Source organism: Gallibacter intestinalis (genome assembly GCF_014982745.1).
GTDB lineage: Bacteria > Bacillota > Clostridia > Peptostreptococcales > Anaerovoracaceae > Gallibacter > Gallibacter intestinalis.
The window spans coordinates 213,803-231,673 of the sequence record NZ_JADCKA010000001.1 but is presented as its reverse complement, the minus strand read 5'-3'; the positions used below and the strand labels follow the sequence as shown (position 1 = coordinate 231,673).

Genomic DNA, 17,871 nt, shown 5'->3' with positions numbered 1-17,871 from the left:
TAATCTTGTATTTTGGCTATGCAGTAGTAGAAAGGAGATGTAGATTATGACTACTCCAAAATACAAGCACTTTAAGTTCGAAGATCGTTATGTGATTCAGGAATTTCTCAGATTGAACTACTCTTTCGCTGCTATCGCCAATCGTCTGAAAAAAAGATCGACGTGCTGTCTCTAAAGAAATTCTTAAGCACCGTTTCCTTAAGGTGGGAGCCAACAAGCGTAAACTTGACTGCACCAAGCCAGACAAACCTCCTTACGTCTGCAATGGCTGCCTTAACAAAACATCCTGCAAACAAAACCAATACATATACGAGGCTTCTATCGCTCAGAACGAATACGAAAAGACTTTAAGACAGGAACGCAGCAGACTTCAGGTATCTAAAGAAACCATCGCTGCAATTAATGACATTATCGTTCCTCTACATTCGATACATTTTGCCTAAAGGAACTTCATTCGCAGGTATTTCGCAACAGGATGCAGACGTTATTGCTTCACACATTAACAGCACCCCTTACCTGGGACGTTATCTCTAAAACTAACGGAATTTACAACGAAAAACAGCATGATAAACTATTGTTATCATGCTGCCTTCAAATGTTTTATATAAGTTTATAATGAAGAATTGATATAAACTTATTCTTTGCTTTTATTATTTTAGTCACCACTCACGGCTATACCGCCGGTACATTGCCTTCCACAACAAAAGCGTTATAGATGGCCTGTATAGCCTTTTCGAAGTCCTTGTTTTCCACTCCGACGATAATGTTCATTTCGCTGGAGCCCTGGTCTATCATTCTGATGTTGACTCCTGCCTTTGCCAGTGCAGTAAACAGCTTAGCTGATACACCTGTCTTAAAGGCCATACCGCAACCAACTGTTGCTATCAACGCCATGTTGTCAAAGACTTCTATGCTGTCCGGCTTGAGCTGACGGTCAAACTCTTCTACAAGTTCTTCGACCTTGCCGTCAAGGGAGTCGTTAGACATAATTACCGATACAGAATCGATGCTGCTCGGTAGATGCTCAAGGGCGATATCCATATCCTCAAGGATACCTGCAAGCCTTCTTACAAAGCCTCTTTCAGCGATAAGTCTGTTTTTATGCATAGCCACAACTGTAAAGTCTTTGCTTCCCGCTATGCCTGTTATTACTCTGTCTTCCACATTTTCGGGTTCTGCCAGTATCATTGTGCCCTTATCCTCCGGTCTATTGGTATTCCTGATGTTGATTGGTATGTTTGCTATTCGTGCAGGGTAGATTGCATCCTCATGAAGCACAGAGGCTCCCATGTAGGACAGCTCTCTGAGTTCCCTGTAGGAAAGGGATTCTATAGGCTGCGGATTATCTACAATCTTAGGGTCAGCCATCAGAAAGCCGGATACATCTGTCCAGTTTTCGTATACATCTGCACCAACGGCTCTTGCCACAAGAGAACCTGTAATATCAGAGCCACCTCTGGAGAAGGTTTTTATGCTACCGTCAGGCTTACTTCCATAAAATCCCGGCAGGAGAGCCTTTTCGTGTTTAGCAAGCTCCGCTCCCAGTTTTTCGTTGGTTTCGTCAGCAAGAAATCTGCCCTTTTCGTCAAAGCAGATAAGTCCTGCAGCGTCAACAAAGTCCATTCCCATGTATGCGGCTATGAGCTTTGCATTGAGGAATTCTCCTCTGCTGGCAAGATAGTCTTCTGTCGCTCCCTTTTCGATTGCTTCCTTTATTACTTCAAATTCCGCGGTAAGTCCAGCTTTAACGCCGAGATTCATTTCCACCGCCATAAATCTATCACAGATTACCTGAAAAAGCTGGTCGTAAGGCAGATTATGCTCTTTATGCATCATACAGGAATAAAGCAGGTCCGTTATTTTGCTGTCCTGGGCAAACCTCTTGCCAGGGGCAGAAACTATAACATACTTAATGTCCTTGTCGGCATCGATTATCTCCTTTATCTTGCCGATCTGGATTGCATCCGCAACGGATGATCCTCCGAATTTTGCTACTTTAATTCCCATTTGATTTTTCTCCTTTTGCTAAATATTCTAAATATTTACTATTTTATGCTATATAATACCACTTTAAAGGGAACTTTTCCAGATATTTCTACGTTTCTACAGTTCCTTTTTAAGTTCTTCAGCCTTATCTGTCTTTTCCCACGGAACATATATATCAGTTCTACCCATATGTCCGTATGCAGCCACCTGTCTATAGATAGGTCTCAGCAGATCCAAATCTCTGATAATCGCTGCCGGTCTCAAATCGAAATGCTTATCTATGATTTCCGCCAGTCTTTCGTCGGAAACCTTACCTGTGCCAAAACTATCCGCCATAATTGATACAGGATGAGAAACTCCGATAGCGTATGCCAGCTGCACTTCACATCTGTCAGCCAGTCCTGCGGCAACTATATTCTTTGCCACATATCTTGCTGCGTAAGCTGCGGACCTATCCACCTTTGTAGGGTCCTTTCCTGAGAAAGCACCACCGCCGTGTCTTGAGTATCCGCCATATGTATCAACGATTATCTTTCTTCCTGTAAGCCCGGAATCTCCATGAGGCCCACCTATTACAAATCTGCCTGTAGGGTTTACAAAGATTTTGATTTCATCGTCCATCAGCTCCGCTGGAATAACGGCTTTAATAACATGATTGATGATATCTTCTCTGATCTGTTCATTTGTTGCTTCCGGGTCATGCTGTGTGGAAATCAGCACCGTGTCGATTCTCTTAACCTTGTCATCATCGTATTCCACGGTAACCTGTGTTTTGCCGTCAGGTCTCAGATACGGAACAGTTCCGTTCTTTCTCACTTCTGCAAGTCTTCTTGCCAGCTTGTGAGCCAAAGAAATAGGCAGCGGCATAAGCTCAGGTGTTTCGTTGCAGGCATATCCGAACATAAGTCCCTGGTCTCCTGCACCTATGGAATCCAAATCATCTTCATAGCTTGCCTTATCCTTGTCAACTCCCATGGAAATATCCTGAGACTGTTCGTCGATGGCTGTAATTACAGCACATGTCTGACCGTCAAAGCCGTAGTCGCTTTTTGTATAACCTATATCATTTATTACATCCCTTGCTATCTTCTGGATGTCAATATAGCAGCTTGTGGATATTTCACCCATTACCATGGCGTATCCTGTGTTAACAGTGGTTTCCGCAGCGACTCTGCCGTTTTTGTCCTCTGTAAGGATTGCGTCGAGGATGGCATCGGATATCTGGTCACAGATTTTATCCGGATGTCCTTCGGTAACCGATTCTGATGTAAACAGTTTTTTCATTTTCTCCCTCCGTCATTGTAAATAAACAAGCCTCTTCTCAAAAGAAGAGGCCAGTTGCTTCAAGTTTATACCTCATCTTTCAGAAAAATTCTGTAGGATTTGGCACCGTTGCGCATCTGCGCAGGTTGCCGGGCTTCACAGGGCCTATTCCCTCCACCTCTCGTAATAAGGATTTTTATTTAGTTGTTCTAAATACTTTGTTAAGTATATACGACAGCCTATGCTCTGTCAATAACTTTTATATCTTGATTTTGTCATGGGTTTAATGTATGATTATATGGCGGCTTTGAAAGCCTACAAAACCAATATTTGGAGACGTATCGAAGTGGTCATAACGGGGCGCACTCGAAATGCGTTAGCCTTAACGGGCACGTGGGTTCGAATCCCACCGTCTCCGCCAACATTTATCCGGCATATATAGTGCCGGATTTTAATTTCTTAATATTAACCGAAAAACTTTTATATTTTTTATGTTTTTCAACCTACGCCCGTATTTTTTAGTATAATTACACAATCTTAAATGATTTTCTTTGAGTTTTCCATCTGTTAAGTTATAATTACATTATGATTAACAAAACAGATTTAAGAGTAATTGAGGGCGGCATCCGCCCCAAGGAAGAATGCGAAAAGCGCTTCATATCTTCATATGTAACAGATACAAGGCTCATGGGTGCCATGGGTCTTTTCATACGCTGGGAAGTTGTAAACTGTGCCGAATGTGACGAGCTGATGCAGTTCTTTTATCTGGATACAGAAGAATACGGACTGGAAAACTATTTCGGCATCTGGGGCTACGATATGCCTCGTATGCGTCACATCGAACGCACAACCATAGATTGTCTCGGTGGCAAGCAAATTAGTCTTACTGAAAAAGAAGCCTGCAGCCTTGTAGCTCACTATCACAATCTGAGCATCAAATGGAATGTTGAGCTGCCTAAGGAATGGTCTGAGTATCAGTTCGTTTTGGACAGAGCAACAGAGCTTAATCAAACAGAACATCAGGAGCTTGTTGAAAAGATATGCACTCCTATGGTTTCAGATATACAGGTTGCCAACTATTATATGATGAGAGTGTTCGGAAAGGACTTTGACGGAGCTTCATATATTTATGACAATGGTAATCATAATAATCATGAAGAAAGCGTTTCCGACACGAGCATCCATAATCTATTTCCGGAATTTCCGCCATGCACTATGTTCAGAAATTCCGTAACCGGTGATAATGGTGCTTATCTGTGCGAATCTCTGATAAACGATGATTTTAACTACTATATATGCACTACGGAGCTTAACATTTCCGACGGCAAAGTCATTTATGCAAAGCCTTTATCATCATTTCAGGTATCTCACAGCGAAGCGGCTCTTATACTTTCAAGAAGAGAATTCATCTCCGTATATGATGTTGCTGAGGACGAAGTGCCACCAAGTGCAGCTTTGGAGCTGGATCTTCCGACAACCTGCACATTTTATCCAAACGGTAAGCTTTTAATGGTTTTTAAAAACAACAACGACCATGTCAAAGAACCGGTATTTTTACTAAACAACGATATATACGGCACATATTTCATTACCCCTCTGGGACAGTTTGTTGTATCCGCATATACTGCCGAAAACATCAGAATGCTGGAAAACAGTCTTACAGACAGTTCCATAGGTCCGTATCTTGATATTGCCGGCAAATTTACCTTCAGAGAACCCGTAATCAATGAATTTATCGGCAGTGATTTCTTTGATTTTATTGACTTTATGGACGCCATGGACCTATAGCCATGGCTCTGTTTTATTATTTTGAAATATGAGTTGCGCAATATTATTCATTATGTATTATGTCAACTTATGTTCTTTTGTTCGCTTTTTTATTTCACAGCTAACAAATCCCGATGTTTTAAGGCTTTAAGTGATTTTCCACAGAAATACACAAATTGTATACAATTTAATCCAAAGCCGCATGTGGATAACTCCACACCTCGTTTTATTTATAATTTCAACATGTTTAAGGATTTTGTAAATCCTTTCCAACAAGTTATCCACAAGTTTGTTCGCAATTATTTTTAAGCGTCAAATAAGTGAATTATCAGAAATTTTTAGCCCTTAAAAAATACATTTTTACAATTTTTCAATGGTTTCTGCCATTTGTAAAATATTGTAACAAGGAGGTCTGATGTATGAATACTATAAAATTATACAATGATAATGTATATTTATCCGAATGCACTGCAACTGTTACAGATGTCACTGAAAAAGGTGTTATCTTGGATCGTACAATATTTTTCCCTGAAGGCGGAGGTCAGAGTAGCGACATCGGAACACTTATAAATTCTTCCGATGAAACCACATATCCTGTCACTCATGCATCAGAATCAGGAGATGCTATAATTCATGAAATCTCCAATCACAACCTTCAGGTGGGTGACAAGGTAATATGTCGTATCAACTGGCCCCATCGTTTTGATAATATGCAAAGACACTGTGGAGAGCATCTTCTTTCCGGAGCTATGTATAAACTTTTTGGCGGCGTAAACCGAGGCTTTCATATGGGCGAACACTTTATGACTGCAGACATCAACCTTGAAAAGGATCCTTCATTTACCGAGGTTACATGGGAAATGGCCATGGAAGCAGAAGAACTGGTTAATTCACATATATGGCAGGATCTTCCCGTAAAGGCAGAAGAATTTTCCACAGGAGAAGAAGCAGCAAAGATGCCTTTGCGAAAGGAGCTTGCTGTGGATGAAGATGTGCGTGTCGTGACCATAGGAAATGACGATGTAATCGCAGACTGCGTCGCCTGCTGCGGCACTCATCCTACATCAACGGCGCAGATTGGACTGCTTAAAATCTATAAAGTCGAAAAAAACAAAGGAATGTTCCGCATTTACTTTGAAGCCGGTAAAAGAGCCATGGAAGACTACCGTGCAAAGCATGACATTCTCACCGCTTTAAGCAACAGATACTCCACAGGCATTGATGAGCTTACAGATAAGATAGAAAAACAGGAAAAAAGACATGAGGAAACTAAAAGCACCCTCAACAAACTACGCAATGTGCTGATTTCACAGAAGACCGAGGAAATAAAAAAAGAACTCAGTGCAGGAGTTCCTTTTATCTCAAGGTTTTATGACGAATTTACACCTGAGGATATAATGAAAATCGGTAAAAATATACTTCAGGATATAAAGGGACTTGTGGTTGCCGGTGATTTAAACACAAACACCCTTATACTATTTTCCGACGGTACCAATGACTGCGGCAAGCTGGTTAAAGACAACGCCGGTGTATACAACGGCAAAGGCGGCGGTAGAAAGGACAATGCCCGCGCACTTTTCCCTGACTATGATAGTATGATGCTCTTTACAGACGCATTGGAAAAGCTGCTTAGATAGAATTTAGGCTCAGGTTTAATATTCCTGAGCCTTTGTTTTATTCGATATTTATTTCCGCTTCAGAGTAAAGGGCTGCTTTGCCTGCCATCAAAATATGCTCTCCTTCAACGGTGCAATATAATTCTCCTCCACGCTTTGAAGCTTGATAAGCTTTTATCTCATTTCGTCCCAATCTATCTGCCCAATATGGAACTATGTGACAGTGGCCTGAGCCGCATACAGGATCTTCTGTGACATTCAGCTTAGGAGCAAAGGATCTTGATACGCAGTCGTAATCCTTTCCCGATGCCGTTACATGCATGAGAAGGCCTTCCGTTTTAAGCAGCTTATCCATATCCGGTTTGAGATTTCTCACCTGGGATTCATCTTCCAAAATGCACAGGCAATCTCTACCCATATACGCCGCCTTAGGAGTTACACCAAGTGCATCAACTATATCTTCTGTTACATCTACAGGTTTAAGCTCATAAGCAGGAAAATCCATTTCGTACAGGTCGCCTTTTCTTTCCACAATCAGCTCGCCGCTCATGGTGTCAAAGCTTACCTTTGTAAGTTCAGGCTCGATGAAATTCATGATTACATAAGCCGTTCCCAAAGTGGCATGACCGCACAAATCTATTTCTCCTCCCGGCGTAAACCATCTTAAATGATATCTATCGCCTTCCTTGACCGTAAAAGCAGTTTCAGAAAGATTATTTTCACATGTTATTTTCATCATCACATCTTCCGAAAGCCATTTATCCATTACGCAGACTGCTGCAGGATTGCCTGCAAATACATGGTCTGTGAAGGCGTCAACTACATACTGTTTCATTTGTGCCCTCCTATGCAAACTGTTCATTTTAAATATCAGTTAATATTATCTATTTTGCTTCCGATGCATCATTGGCGATGCCCAGCTTATCTATTATTGCAAAGATAAGTCCAAGGAGCATTCCAACAACTGTCGCTAGCGCCATACCTGTAAGCTGTACGCTTCCTATTTGTATATATGCACCCGAAAGTCCAGTTACAAATACAACAGAAGTCAGAGCCAGATTTCTCGGTCTTGAGTAGTCCACCTTTTCATCCACAAGAAGTCTCAAGCCCGAAGCTGCAATCATACCGTAAAGCAGGAAACTTACGCCTCCCATTACAGGAGAAGGAATTGTCTGAATCAGAGCAGATGCCTTTCCTATCCATGCCAACAGCATTGAAAATACTGCAGCGCCTCCTATAATCCATACGCTGTAAACCTTTGTTACAGCCATTACGCCGATATTTTCGCCGTAGGTTGTTGTAGGTACAGCTCCGCAAAATCCCGAAAGAGTTGTGGATATACCATCTGCCGCCAAGGAACGGTGCAGACCAGGATCTTTAAGAAGGTCCTTTCCAACTATTTCACTTGTAACAACCTGATGACCTATATGCTCTGAAATAACCACTAGAGAAGCGGGTATTATAATCAATATGGCATCAAGACTGAATTTAGGTGCTGAGAAATTAGGCACTTCTATAACAGAAGCCTGAGTTACTGCCGAAAAATCCACCAATCCGAAACATAGGGCTGCCACATATCCCACAATTATTGCAATAAGTATCGCTATGGCAGCGGCAAAGCCTCTGAACAGCACCTGTCCAAATACTGCAACAGCCAAAGTTATGATAAATACTGCTACAAATTTAGGATCTATCTGCGTATATGTATCGCTTAATATAAGTCCACCGTTGGAAGCAGCAGAACCAGCAAGCTCCAGTCCTATAAGAGCGATTATCGGACCCATGGCAGCAGGAGGAAGTATCACATCTATCCAGCTTGTGCCTACAAACTTTATCAAAACAGCCACCGCTATAAGTATAAGCCCTGTTACTATAAATCCGCCTAGCGCGTATTCATATCCCATATCTGGATTTGACATAATTAAAAGGGTCGGCGATATAAACGCAAAGCTGGAGCCAAGATAAGCCGGCGCCTTCCCCTTTGTCATGAATATAAACAGCAAAGTACCTATACCGTTCATCAGCAGTACCACCGACGGACTTATACCAAACATCCAAGGTACAAGCACCGATGCACTGAACATAGCAAAGGTATGCTGTATGCTCAGCGGTATTCCCCTAAGCAGAGGCACTCTTTCATTAACCTGAATAATCTTTTTTTCCACTCTGTTCCTCCTCATTCTTTCCTTAAATATACTACATATATTTCGTCAATCCGCCAATCACAGCGTCTTGAAAAATGCCATAACCTCTCTAAAATGTGAGGAAAGCCACAGTCCCTGCATGGTTTTAACGCTTTCGCCTTCTGTGGTTGCGCCGTATTTATCCGCATATCTGCTGACCCTGTACTGATGATAACCGTCTGTTACAGTAATAAAGTCTGTGCTTAAACCTTCCTTTTTTGCAAGTTCCACTGAAAGCTTCATGTTTTCCTTAGTATTTACCGCTTTGTTTTCCTCATGTATTCTGTTTTTATCTATGCCCTGCTCCTCCAAATAACGAGCCATAACGCTGCTTTCAGGCATAATTTCATTTCTGCCTTGGCCTCCGGTCACAATGCACTGTGCCTCCGGATACTCCTTCATCAGCTCAGCAGTCTTATCAAGCCTTTTTTCTAAGGAAACAGAAGGTCTGTCACCTTCAATCTTAGCGCCTAAGGTCACTATGGTCTGGCCTTCGTAATTTCCGTCAAATTTATCCGCTCCCGTATATATCAGCACGGATACAGCGATTACGACAATCGCCAAAAGACCTGTAATTATCCATACAACTCTGTCGATTTTAATTCTGGTCTCTCTGGAAAACACCAGACCCGGAGTTGCACGCATATCATAATCCTCATCAAAGGATTCAAGCCTATCCTTTTTTACTCCAAAGATAACAGGCATCCTGAGGCTTCTCTTTTTGTTACGCACGCCACATCTTGCCATGGCGACCTCAGCCTTGTATTCGGCATCCTGCTGATTTTTCCACGGAATATCCTCAATGGGATATTTTAAAGACAGCAGGCAGTAAAAGGTCAATGCCAAGGCGTACAGCATCGGCAGCACCATTCCCATATGAATAACTCCCATAAGCAGCGGTGCAGCACACCAAAATGCCACAACCATGCTTAAAAAAGCAACTATTCCGTAAAGAGCTTTTTTCCATGTGCTCATTTATCTTTCTCCATTTCGTTATATATTCTTAAACATTTTTCTTGAGGTAATCTATTTCCTGCTTTGTCAGCTTTCGGTAATGCCCCGGACTTAATCTGCCGAGCCTTATATCTCCTATGGAAATTCTTTCAAGTTCTTGTACTGGACAACCTACAGCTCTGAACATTTTTCTTACCTGTCTATTCTTGCCTTCGTGGATTGTTATTTCCACAACCGTTGATCGTTCCATCTGCTTTACGACCTTAACCTGGGCCCTTGCAGTCACATAGCCGCCTATGTCAACACCCCTTCTCAACTTTGCTAGCTTAGTATCAGAGAGCCATCCTGCTACGCGCACCCTATATGTCTTTGGTACCTCATGCTTTGGATGTGTCAGCTTATATGCCAAATCTCCGTCATTGGTGAGAAGCAAAAGTCCTGTGGTATTGTAATCAAGTCTTCCTACAGGAAAGACCCTTTCCTCAATATCCGTAACCAAATCAGCCACCGCCGGTCTACCAAACTGATCCTTCATTGTCGTTACATATCCCAATGGCTTATTCATGGCGATATACACCTTTTTATCGCTAGCTATAATTCTGCTGCCGTTCACTTCCACAGTGTCATCAGGCTGCACCTGATAGCCAGGTTCCTTAACCACCATGCCGTTTACTCTGACATTTCCGTTGAATACCAGTTCATCCGCCTTTCTCCTGCTAGCCGTTCCGCTGGCTGCTATATATTTGTTAAGTCTCATTTTTTTCTCCTGTTTTACAAACAATTTGTCTGTCCGTTATATGCCCTAGTACGGGCACACAACACTATACATATTATCATATTGTGCTGTTCTTTTCATCATATTCTTTACATCAAAAATACCCTTGTGATATACTCAAGCCGAAGAAAAACGGAGGTTTAAAAATGATTACTCAACGACAACAGCGCGGCTTTATGCTAGCTATAATATCCGGTGAAATAATGATGAAAAGCGGCGGTGAAATATATAGAGTTGAAGAAATAATCACTCGCATATGCCGAGCCTGCAATATAAAATACGTAGAAGTATTTGCAACTCCCACAGGTATCTTTGCTTCTATAGGCTCTGGTGGCGAGGAAGGTGACATTAAAACATATATGAAATCGATAAAGTCGCGTTCCACAAATCTAACTAAAATTTCGGAAATCAATAACCTTTCAAGAAAGTTCGTCAACGGCGATATAGATGTGGAAGATGCCATAAAAGAAGCTAAAGCCATAGATGCAAAAAAAGCTTACCCTTTGCCGATTATATCAATTGGCGCCGCGTTGACCGCTTCAATCTTTTGCGGTCTTTTCGGAGGACAGATTATAGACTGTGTTATTGCTGCCGCACTCGGCACTCTTACTTATCTATTTTCGGTGTTGCTTTCGAAATATGGAATCAGTTATTTTATAAATTATTTCGTGTGCGTTGCAGTCGCATCCTTTGTTGCTTTAGTATCGGAAGCTTTTAAAATAACCACTGGTCACGATTTTGTTATAATAGGAATTTTAATGCTCTTTGTGCCCGGCGCCGCGCTTACCAATGCCCTCAGGGATTTTCTGACAGGAGATATGCTTTCCGGAGTTTCAAGACTCACGGAAGCAGTTGCCATAGCCGTATCCCTTGCTGCAGGAGCCGGTATCATCCTCACATTGTGGAATTCCATAGGAGGTGTATTTTCATGAATATACTTCAGCTTGTAATCGGTCTCATAGCCTGCGTGGGTTTTTGTATTCTTGTAAATGTACCTAAAAAAGCAATTATTCCGGCTGCCGCCACCGGCGGTATAGCCTGGTTTGTATATCAGACAGCTATGACCATGGGATACTCAAAGGCAGTGGCCGCCTTTGTAGCCACCTGCATAGTAACTATAGTAAGTGACATTCTTTCTCGAAAGGTAAAGGAAGCCGCAACGGTATTTATAATTCCGGGGATCCTGCCCCTTGTGCCTGGTTCTGGAATGTACTACACAATGTCAGCCATCATCGAATCCGATTATTCCACGGCAGGAGCAATAGGTACAGAAACATTCTTTACAGCGGGCTCAATAGCACTGGCTATACTTATCGTCGGTTCCGTGCTGCGATTGTTTACGGCTGTTAGGAAAAAGATTTACTGGAACTGACAATCCAATGATGATATCGTATATACGAAAATACCGGAAAGCCCCAATCTACTTTCCGGTATTTTTGTTATTTAATTTTGTTATTAAATTTCGCAGATTACATGCTTATATTGACTTCTTCAATATTTATCTTGTAATCATCAAAGTAGCTCTTAAACTCATCCTGAAGAGCAGGCAGTATGCCGTCTTCCTTTTCCACATAATCGTATGTGCCAGGTGTTGTCAGAGTCATGCTGTACATGTAATATCCGTCTTCATCGTAGCCTGAATCGAAGTTTGTGTACATTCCAATGTATCTTGTCTTCTTGACATTTCCTTTGCTTTCGATGTCATAGGTTTCATAAGTTTCCTGGAAAATAAATACCAGATCGTTATTGCCGTATGTACCGTCACTTCTCTGCTCTGTCACATAATATGCCTTATAGAATTTGCTCTGATTGTCTCCGTATGTACGATCTTCAGCGGATTCAATGGCTTCCTGATATGCTTTATCGTACAGTTCCGGATCTATATCAGCTGCGCTGGCATATTTTTCGATAAGTCCGGATACCTCAAACTCTTTGCTTTCCTCTTTGAGCTTTATGTCAAGTCCGTCGGCTGTTGCTTTAGAGTACTGAACGGTAATCTTTACCTTATCTCCATTGCTCAACTGACCGTTATTTTCAACATCGTAGTACAGACTGTTTACAAAGTAGCCTACACCTGGTTCATTCATATCATAATCAATATCTCCGGCCGAAACATAAGCATATCCCTGACCGTTATCGCCAGTGTATTCTATCTGAATATCTTCAAAGGCATCTATTTCTGTCTTGTTGAAGAAAACAGCCCACACTATCAAAGCTACGATTATCACTGCAGCTGCTATGATAGCACCCAAAGTGATTTTGCCCTTCTTTGTCTTAAAGAACTTTTCCTTTTCTGCTGCAGGCGCTGTGCTAGCTGCTGTAGCTTCAGTTGCTTCGATGGTTGCATCATTTCCGCCGCCGTCATCTTGTCCGCCTTCATTTCCTGCACCGGATACAGGGACAACATTTTCCGTCTCTGTATTTATCGCTGCACCTACCACCTGTTCTGTCGGTTCATTATCAGCTGCAGTCTCAGGCTGACTTTGTACTTCAGGCTGAGGCTGAATTTCAGGTGTTGTTTCCGACTGCATTTCAGCCACTGGCTGAGGCTGTGCCTGTGTTGTTTCAGCTACAGGCTGAACTTCCACCTGTGCAGCTGCAAACTGAGGCTGTGCTGCAACGCCAGCTGCTGCCGTCTGCGCCACATATTCTTCCATTCCCTTTACCTTGATAACATCCATAACGCACAGAATCAGTCCTATCTGCAGTACCGCATCCGCTATGGCCACTATAAGTATTATCAGACTAAAGGCTCCCGATGCTCCGCTTTCACCAAGCAGATTCATCAGTACCGACAAAAGAATCAATACTCCCAGCACTGTGTTTACAATAGTATTTATAAACATCAGCTTGTTTCTTCCGTATTTGCGATCAAACATAAACATCATAATCGCAATGGCTATAATGCCAGCCATGGCCGCTATCAAGAATATCGCCCATGTAACGATTCCACTGATAAGTCCCATGACATTACCGGAGCTTAATCTTATATAAATTACTACTATGCCCAAAGAGAATATCAAAGCACCAACTATATTCATCATTACAGGCCTTGCAGATACACCTATTTCATTCTTTTTAAGAGAAGGCATAAGCTTGCAAAGTCCTTCCGCTTTGATGTTTCCTCTCATGCAAAGCAATATGATTACATCAAAGACTACAACCACTGCAATAATTATCAGCGCAATAACCATAAATACAGTGGAAGACATCACACCGGAATATACAGATGAACCGTAAAGCAGCGATGATATATTCATTAGCATTGATGTCAGTTTAGAGAAGAATGCCAGTATCAGCACCACTCCTACAAATCCTGCTGCCGCACTTATGATTACCGCCGGTTTTCTTTCACGCATGATAAAATACAAAATTCTTAATACCGTCAAGGCAATCATTACAGCCGCCGCTATCATCATAAGATAAATTACGAACTGATATCCACCCTGCGTAGCTCCCAAAGCTGAATAATAATTTCCGCTTTTAAGTCTACCAAATGGCAGATAAGTGAATAAAACACCAATAAACAGACAAATATCTGTCACTATGCAGGCTATCGCCAAAGGCGTATATTTAAGTTTCTCTCTCATAACGACTTCCTCCATTCAATGTATGTAATAAGAAACTCTTTTCTTGATTATACCATATATATCAGGTTATTTATGTATTTTAACATTAGTTACAGTTATTTGTTCAATTTAAAAGAGGCGAAACAACAAAGCCCTTTACGAACTTGTATTCCGCCTCTTACAGTTTATTACTTGAAGGATATAAACGCTTATATTGCAATTATAAATCCAACTTATAGTCTCCCACCTTAATTTTACCTGCTTTCTTAAGCAGCCTGTCAAATATGATGGAAAGCACCACCGGAAGCGCTATCTGAAGCAGTAATACCTCTAACAGCACTGTAACGGAAAATCCCATATCGGTGAAAGTTCCTATCTGTCCAACAAGCCCGGAAGTTCCCATACCTGCACCCATGGCGTTATTTGTCATCTTAAATACACAGGTGCTTAGCGGTCCTATAATGGCTCCTGCCAAGGTCGGCGGCACCAGTATCCACGGATTTTTAATTATATTTGAAACCTGCAGCATGGAAGTTCCTATACCTTGTGCCACAATACCTCCGATACCGTTTTCTTTGTAGCTGATGGCTGCAAACCCAACCATCTGAGCACAGCATCCCACAGTTGCCGCACCTGCCGCAAGGCCGGAAAGATCCAGCATCATGCAAAGAGCTGCACTGGAAATAGGTGCTGTCAGCGCAAGTCCTACAATAACTGAAATAAATATACCAAAGGCAAAAGGCTGCCATTCCGTAGCTGTCATAATAAGACCACCTAGCCAGTCCATAAATGCACCTACTGCTGGGCCCACAAGAGTTGCAGTTAGACCACCTGTAAGCATTGTGGTGGCAGGAGTTACTATAATATCGACTTTAGTTTCTTTAGATACAGCTTTACCGAATTCCGCTCCGACTGCAACTGCGATAAATGATCCTGCAGGGCCACCTAAAGCTGCTCCAAGCATACCGGTAATCGCACTCGTAAACATTACAAGCGGTGGCGCTTTAAGTCCCCATGCAACAGCCACACCTATAGCCGCTCCCATCAGGTCCATCGCCTGGTTACCTGTATCCATCAGAAAAGACGATACGATATTTTCACCAAAGAGGTTTACAGTCTGTTCACCTATAGTCTTGATTATCAGCCCTATGAGCAAAGATGAAAAAAGACCCAGCGCCATTGCAGAAAGGGCATCCTGCAGATAGCGTTTAGCTGAAAATTCTATGTCTTTTCTTTTTAAAAAACTCTGCTTTTTTTCTACTGTTTCTTCCATCGTTCTAAACCTTTCTTTTTTGACTCTAACGTGACAATGATAACAGATGTAAATATATGTGTCAAGACACCTTTAATTTGCTATGTATATATGCTATACTGCACATATGGATACTAACGAAAGAAGAAGAGAAATAATTATTCAGCTGACAAATTCAAATACACCAATCAGCGCATCTACCCTCGCTGAACATTTTTCAGTGAGCAGACAGATTATAGTTGGAGATGTGGCTCTTTTGCGTGCAGAAGGCCACGATATAGTTTCTACTCCGCGAGGATATATTATTAAAGCTACAGATACCGACTATCCATATGTCGGAATGATTGCCTGCAGACACGACAGCAGGCAGATGAAAGACGAGCTTTACACCATAGTTGATTTCGGCGGTACAGTTATAGATGTGACTATCGAACACAGCATATATGGTGAAATTTCAGGCCTGCTGAATCTTTCCTCCCGATATGAAGTCGACATGTTTATAAAAGATGTCAGCGGAGAAAACGATAAACCCCTCAGCACCATTTCCGGCGGCATCCATCTGCATAGAATCGGATGCAAAAGTGAGGAGATTTTTAATTTAATTAAAGAAAAACTAAAAGAACAGGGAATACTTTTGTAATTCACACTCCGAATTTAAATAGGTAGGACACGCTATGAACAAATCAAATACAACAAACAACAAACCGTCATTTCGCCACGCACAGCGAAATGACGTTCCTTTAATACTGAAATTTATAAAAGATCTGGCAGACTACGAAGGTCTTTTAGATGAAGTAATCGCAGATGAAGCAACTTTAGAGGAATGGATTTTTAATCGTGAAAAAGCCGAAGTTATATTTGCCATGGAGGGCGATACGGAAGTCGGCTTTGCGCTGTTTTTTCATAACTTCTCCACTTTCCTGGGAAGAGCCGGCATCTATCTTGAAGATTTATATGTTATGCCTGAATACCGCGGAAAGGGATACGGAAAGGCTCTCCTTTCCAAACTAGCCCAAATCGCCCTGGAAAGAGGCTGCGGCAGATTAGAATGGTGGTGTCTGGACAGCAACACTCCAAGCATCGATTTTTACCTTTCTTTAAACGCTGAGCCTATGGATGAATGGACCGTTTACAGAATAGCAGGCGATACACTTACAGAGCTAGCAGGAAAGTAGCAGAAGTGCAAGAGGAGCATTACAGCAATATGAATGAGAGAACAAATCTAAAGGAAGTAACAGAATACATAAATAGATTACTTGAAGAAGTAATCAACACTAATGATTTTCAAACTTTTGACGAAACCTTGGCCGTAGTAGCCTCACGCAGTACGATTACAGATACTAATAATCAAGTGGAATTTGAAAGATTTCTTTTGGATTTAGTTATTTCTATCGAAAGAAGCACTGAATTGAACTGGTTTGAAAAAAGCGGCTTTTTTTCCGTTCTTCTCAAAAATCTCAAATCATGTTCCGAAGAGGCTTTAGCTATCGCAAAGATTTATATGGTAGATCATCTAGTAGTTCCTGAACATAACTGCTCCACTTTGCAAAAAGAAGAGCTTGATGATTATCTATCGGAAAACTCCTATGACTTCTTGTTTGAAAGAGCTGATAATCTTAAATTATTGTATATTTCAATTCATGGTTTCAACGAGAAATTCACAAGCCCTCTTATTCGTCCAATAGATATCGATTTTTACTTTAGACATATGTTCATTTTAGACCCGAATTATGCCGCATCCGAGTGGGATGACCTGGCACAAATATACAAAAATACTTCTGAGCTAAATGACAATGACAAATTGTATTATAAGTTGATTTTTCAGGATATACCTTCAGAATTGAAATCATGCTTAGATGACGACAACTACATAAAATTAGTTATTAATTATCCTGAACTATGTAAGGCAACCGCTGAACAAAATCCTGAACATATTCCGTATATTATAAATCAAAGCTTACGCAAAAAACTTGCTGATGACGAAGATTTAGGCGACTATCTTGAAATGATTTTTGCAGATAAGTTCGACAGGGACAAGTTTAACTCCTATTTCAAGGATTATGAAACAAATGACGCTCTTCACCGGGAAGTCTATCAGCCTAACCTTTGCACTGTTATACAATTTCCTCCTCTGGATGACGAAATACTTGCTTCCATGGGCCTTAATGTTACTCTGGATGAGTTCTATTACAGATATATAGAGCAGCTTTCCACGGAAGATCCATCAATAACTATACGTGTCGATATTGACGACTACTTAGATTTCATTGCCAGCGGAAACTACATAAGTGAAGACGAAGATGATGATCTTGATGATGACGACGAAGATGATGAAAATGAAGAAGATGACGAAGATGATGATGATGATTTTGCTTTAGATGATTATGACGACATATGGTCGGAAAACGATTTCAGACATGGCAACTACAACAGCATCGGCCGAGGAGATTACTGGGACAGCAATGGCATCCATTGGGATGAAAATGATAATATCTTAGATTAAACT

16 protein-coding genes, 1 tRNA gene and 1 riboswitch are annotated in these 17,871 nt (G+C 41.4%); of the genes, 9 read left to right on the top strand and 8 right to left on the bottom strand.

The genetic code is table 11. From position 1 onward, the window contains the following. The first annotated feature begins 46 nt into the window (after positions 1 to 46). Positions 47 to 175, top strand: a complete 129-nt coding sequence (locus INF20_RS08020) for a helix-turn-helix domain-containing protein (RefSeq protein ID WP_226384540.1) — start codon at positions 47 to 49, stop codon at positions 173 to 175. A 497-nt stretch (positions 176 to 672) separates the two neighbouring features. Here the strand turns inward: INF20_RS08020 and INF20_RS01045 are convergent, their stop codons facing one another. Next, positions 673 to 2,007: an aspartate kinase gene (locus INF20_RS01045; RefSeq protein ID WP_226384539.1), complete on the bottom strand. Its 1,335-nt coding sequence runs from the start codon at positions 2,005 to 2,007 to the stop codon at positions 673 to 675. Positions 2,008 to 2,103: 96 nt separating this feature from the next. Next, a complete protein-coding gene (gene metK, locus INF20_RS01040) occupies positions 2,104 to 3,270 on the bottom strand; it encodes a methionine adenosyltransferase (protein WP_226384538.1) in 1,167 nt (388 codons plus the stop codon). A gap of 69 nt (positions 3,271 to 3,339) precedes the next feature. Further along, positions 3,340 to 3,442, bottom strand: a riboswitch (SAM riboswitch). Positions 3,443 to 3,581: 139 nt separating this feature from the next. Between metK and INF20_RS01035 the strand changes: the two genes are divergently transcribed. The 3 genes from INF20_RS01035 (at position 3,582) to INF20_RS01025 (ending at position 6,653) form a co-directional block, all read left to right on the top strand. After that, a tRNA-Ser gene (locus INF20_RS01035) sits at positions 3,582 to 3,670 on the top strand. Between the two features lie 164 nt (positions 3,671 to 3,834). After that, on the top strand, positions 3,835 to 5,037 hold the full coding sequence (locus tag INF20_RS01030; protein WP_226384537.1) for a hypothetical protein: 1,203 nt from the start codon (positions 3,835 to 3,837) through the stop codon (positions 5,035 to 5,037). A 398-nt stretch (positions 5,038 to 5,435) separates the two neighbouring features. After that, entirely contained in the window at positions 5,436 to 6,653 is a 1,218-nt protein-coding gene (locus INF20_RS01025; protein WP_226384536.1) for an alanyl-tRNA editing protein, read from the top strand. Between the two features lie 37 nt (positions 6,654 to 6,690). On the opposite strand, the gene INF20_RS01020 is transcribed toward INF20_RS01025, so the two are convergent. Genes INF20_RS01020 through INF20_RS01005 form a run of 4 tightly spaced genes read right to left on the bottom strand, consistent with a single transcriptional unit; the run spans position 6,691 to position 10,526 of the window. After that, the gene (locus INF20_RS01020; protein ID WP_226384535.1) at positions 6,691 to 7,467 is read right to left on the bottom strand and encodes a PhzF family phenazine biosynthesis protein; all 777 of its coding nucleotides are present in this window, start codon (positions 7,465 to 7,467) and stop codon (positions 6,691 to 6,693) included. A gap of 49 nt (positions 7,468 to 7,516) precedes the next feature. Continuing rightward, entirely contained in the window at positions 7,517 to 8,797 is a 1,281-nt protein-coding gene (gene uraA / locus INF20_RS01015; RefSeq protein ID WP_226384534.1) for a uracil permease, read from the bottom strand. Between the two features lie 57 nt (positions 8,798 to 8,854). After that, positions 8,855 to 9,790: a YdcF family protein gene (locus tag INF20_RS01010; protein ID WP_226384533.1), complete on the bottom strand. Its 936-nt coding sequence runs from the start codon at positions 9,788 to 9,790 to the stop codon at positions 8,855 to 8,857. 28 nt (positions 9,791 to 9,818) lie between these two features. Further along, the gene (locus INF20_RS01005) at positions 9,819 to 10,526 is read right to left on the bottom strand and encodes a pseudouridine synthase (RefSeq protein WP_226384532.1); all 708 of its coding nucleotides are present in this window, start codon (positions 10,524 to 10,526) and stop codon (positions 9,819 to 9,821) included. 164 nt (positions 10,527 to 10,690) lie between these two features. On the opposite strand from INF20_RS01005, the gene INF20_RS01000 reads away from it, so the two are divergent. Together INF20_RS01000 and INF20_RS00995 are read left to right on the top strand one after the other, a co-directional pair. Next, the gene (locus tag INF20_RS01000) at positions 10,691 to 11,476 is read left to right on the top strand and encodes a threonine/serine exporter family protein (RefSeq protein WP_226384531.1); all 786 of its coding nucleotides are present in this window, start codon (positions 10,691 to 10,693) and stop codon (positions 11,474 to 11,476) included. Then, complete coding sequence (locus INF20_RS00995) at positions 11,473 to 11,916, top strand: threonine/serine exporter family protein (protein ID WP_226384530.1); 444 nt, start codon at positions 11,473 to 11,475, stop codon at positions 11,914 to 11,916. Before INF20_RS01000 ends, INF20_RS00995 begins: the two co-directional genes overlap by 4 nt. Before the next feature lie 97 nt (positions 11,917 to 12,013). On the opposite strand, the gene INF20_RS00990 is transcribed toward INF20_RS00995, so the two are convergent. Then, the gene (locus INF20_RS00990) at positions 12,014 to 14,134 is read right to left on the bottom strand and encodes a hypothetical protein (protein ID WP_226384529.1); all 2,121 of its coding nucleotides are present in this window, start codon (positions 14,132 to 14,134) and stop codon (positions 12,014 to 12,016) included. A gap of 199 nt (positions 14,135 to 14,333) precedes the next feature. After that, complete coding sequence (locus INF20_RS00985; protein WP_226384528.1) at positions 14,334 to 15,386, bottom strand: PTS transporter subunit IIC; 1,053 nt, start codon at positions 15,384 to 15,386, stop codon at positions 14,334 to 14,336. A gap of 82 nt (positions 15,387 to 15,468) precedes the next feature. On the opposite strand from INF20_RS00985, the gene INF20_RS00980 reads away from it, so the two are divergent. Genes INF20_RS00980 through INF20_RS00970 form a run of 3 tightly spaced genes read left to right on the top strand, consistent with a single transcriptional unit; the run spans position 15,469 to position 17,868 of the window. Then, positions 15,469 to 16,005 carry a transcription repressor NadR gene (locus INF20_RS00980; protein WP_226384527.1) on the top strand — a complete coding sequence of 179 codons (537 nt, stop codon included), beginning with the start codon at positions 15,469 to 15,471 and terminating at the stop codon, positions 16,003 to 16,005. A 34-nt stretch (positions 16,006 to 16,039) separates the two neighbouring features. Then, positions 16,040 to 16,540 carry a GNAT family N-acetyltransferase gene (locus INF20_RS00975; protein WP_226384526.1) on the top strand — a complete coding sequence of 167 codons (501 nt, stop codon included), beginning with the start codon at positions 16,040 to 16,042 and terminating at the stop codon, positions 16,538 to 16,540. A gap of 29 nt (positions 16,541 to 16,569) precedes the next feature. Beyond that, on the top strand, positions 16,570 to 17,868 hold the full coding sequence (locus INF20_RS00970) for a hypothetical protein (protein ID WP_226384525.1): 1,299 nt from the start codon (positions 16,570 to 16,572) through the stop codon (positions 17,866 to 17,868). The last annotated feature ends 3 nt before the right edge of the window (positions 17,869 to 17,871 follow it).

Bases quoted from the DNA above. Each gene is read 5' to 3' on its own strand.
- INF20_RS00990 (WP_226384529.1), bottom strand. From the start codon at position 14,134: ATGAGAGAGAAACTTAAATATACGCCTTTGGCGATAGCCTGCATAGTG.
- INF20_RS01010 (WP_226384533.1), bottom strand. From the start codon at position 9,790: ATGAGCACATGGAAAAAAGCTCTTTACGGAATAGTTGCTTTTTTAAGC.
- INF20_RS01000 (WP_226384531.1), top strand. From the start codon at position 10,691: ATGATTACTCAACGACAACAGCGCGGCTTTATGCTAGCTATAATATCC.
- INF20_RS00970 (WP_226384525.1), top strand. From the start codon at position 16,570: ATGAATGAGAGAACAAATCTAAAGGAAGTAACAGAATACATAAATAGA.
- INF20_RS01005 (WP_226384532.1), bottom strand. From the start codon at position 10,526: ATGAGACTTAACAAATATATAGCAGCCAGCGGAACGGCTAGCAGGAGA.
- INF20_RS01025 (WP_226384536.1), top strand. From the start codon at position 5,436: ATGAATACTATAAAATTATACAATGATAATGTATATTTATCCGAATGC.
- INF20_RS01045 (WP_226384539.1), bottom strand. From the start codon at position 2,007: ATGGGAATTAAAGTAGCAAAATTCGGAGGATCATCCGTTGCGGATGCA.
- INF20_RS00995 (WP_226384530.1), top strand. From the start codon at position 11,473: ATGAATATACTTCAGCTTGTAATCGGTCTCATAGCCTGCGTGGGTTTT.
- INF20_RS00985 (WP_226384528.1), bottom strand. From the start codon at position 15,386: ATGGAAGAAACAGTAGAAAAAAAGCAGAGTTTTTTAAAAAGAAAAGAC.
- INF20_RS01020 (WP_226384535.1), bottom strand. From the start codon at position 7,467: ATGAAACAGTATGTAGTTGACGCCTTCACAGACCATGTATTTGCAGGC.
- INF20_RS00975 (WP_226384526.1), top strand. From the start codon at position 16,040: ATGAACAAATCAAATACAACAAACAACAAACCGTCATTTCGCCACGCA.
- INF20_RS01030 (WP_226384537.1), top strand. From the start codon at position 3,835: ATGATTAACAAAACAGATTTAAGAGTAATTGAGGGCGGCATCCGCCCC.
- INF20_RS00980 (WP_226384527.1), top strand. From the start codon at position 15,469: ATGTATATATGCTATACTGCACATATGGATACTAACGAAAGAAGAAGA.
- INF20_RS08020 (WP_226384540.1), top strand. From the start codon at position 47: ATGACTACTCCAAAATACAAGCACTTTAAGTTCGAAGATCGTTATGTG.
- metK (WP_226384538.1), bottom strand. From the start codon at position 3,270: ATGAAAAAACTGTTTACATCAGAATCGGTTACCGAAGGACATCCGGAT.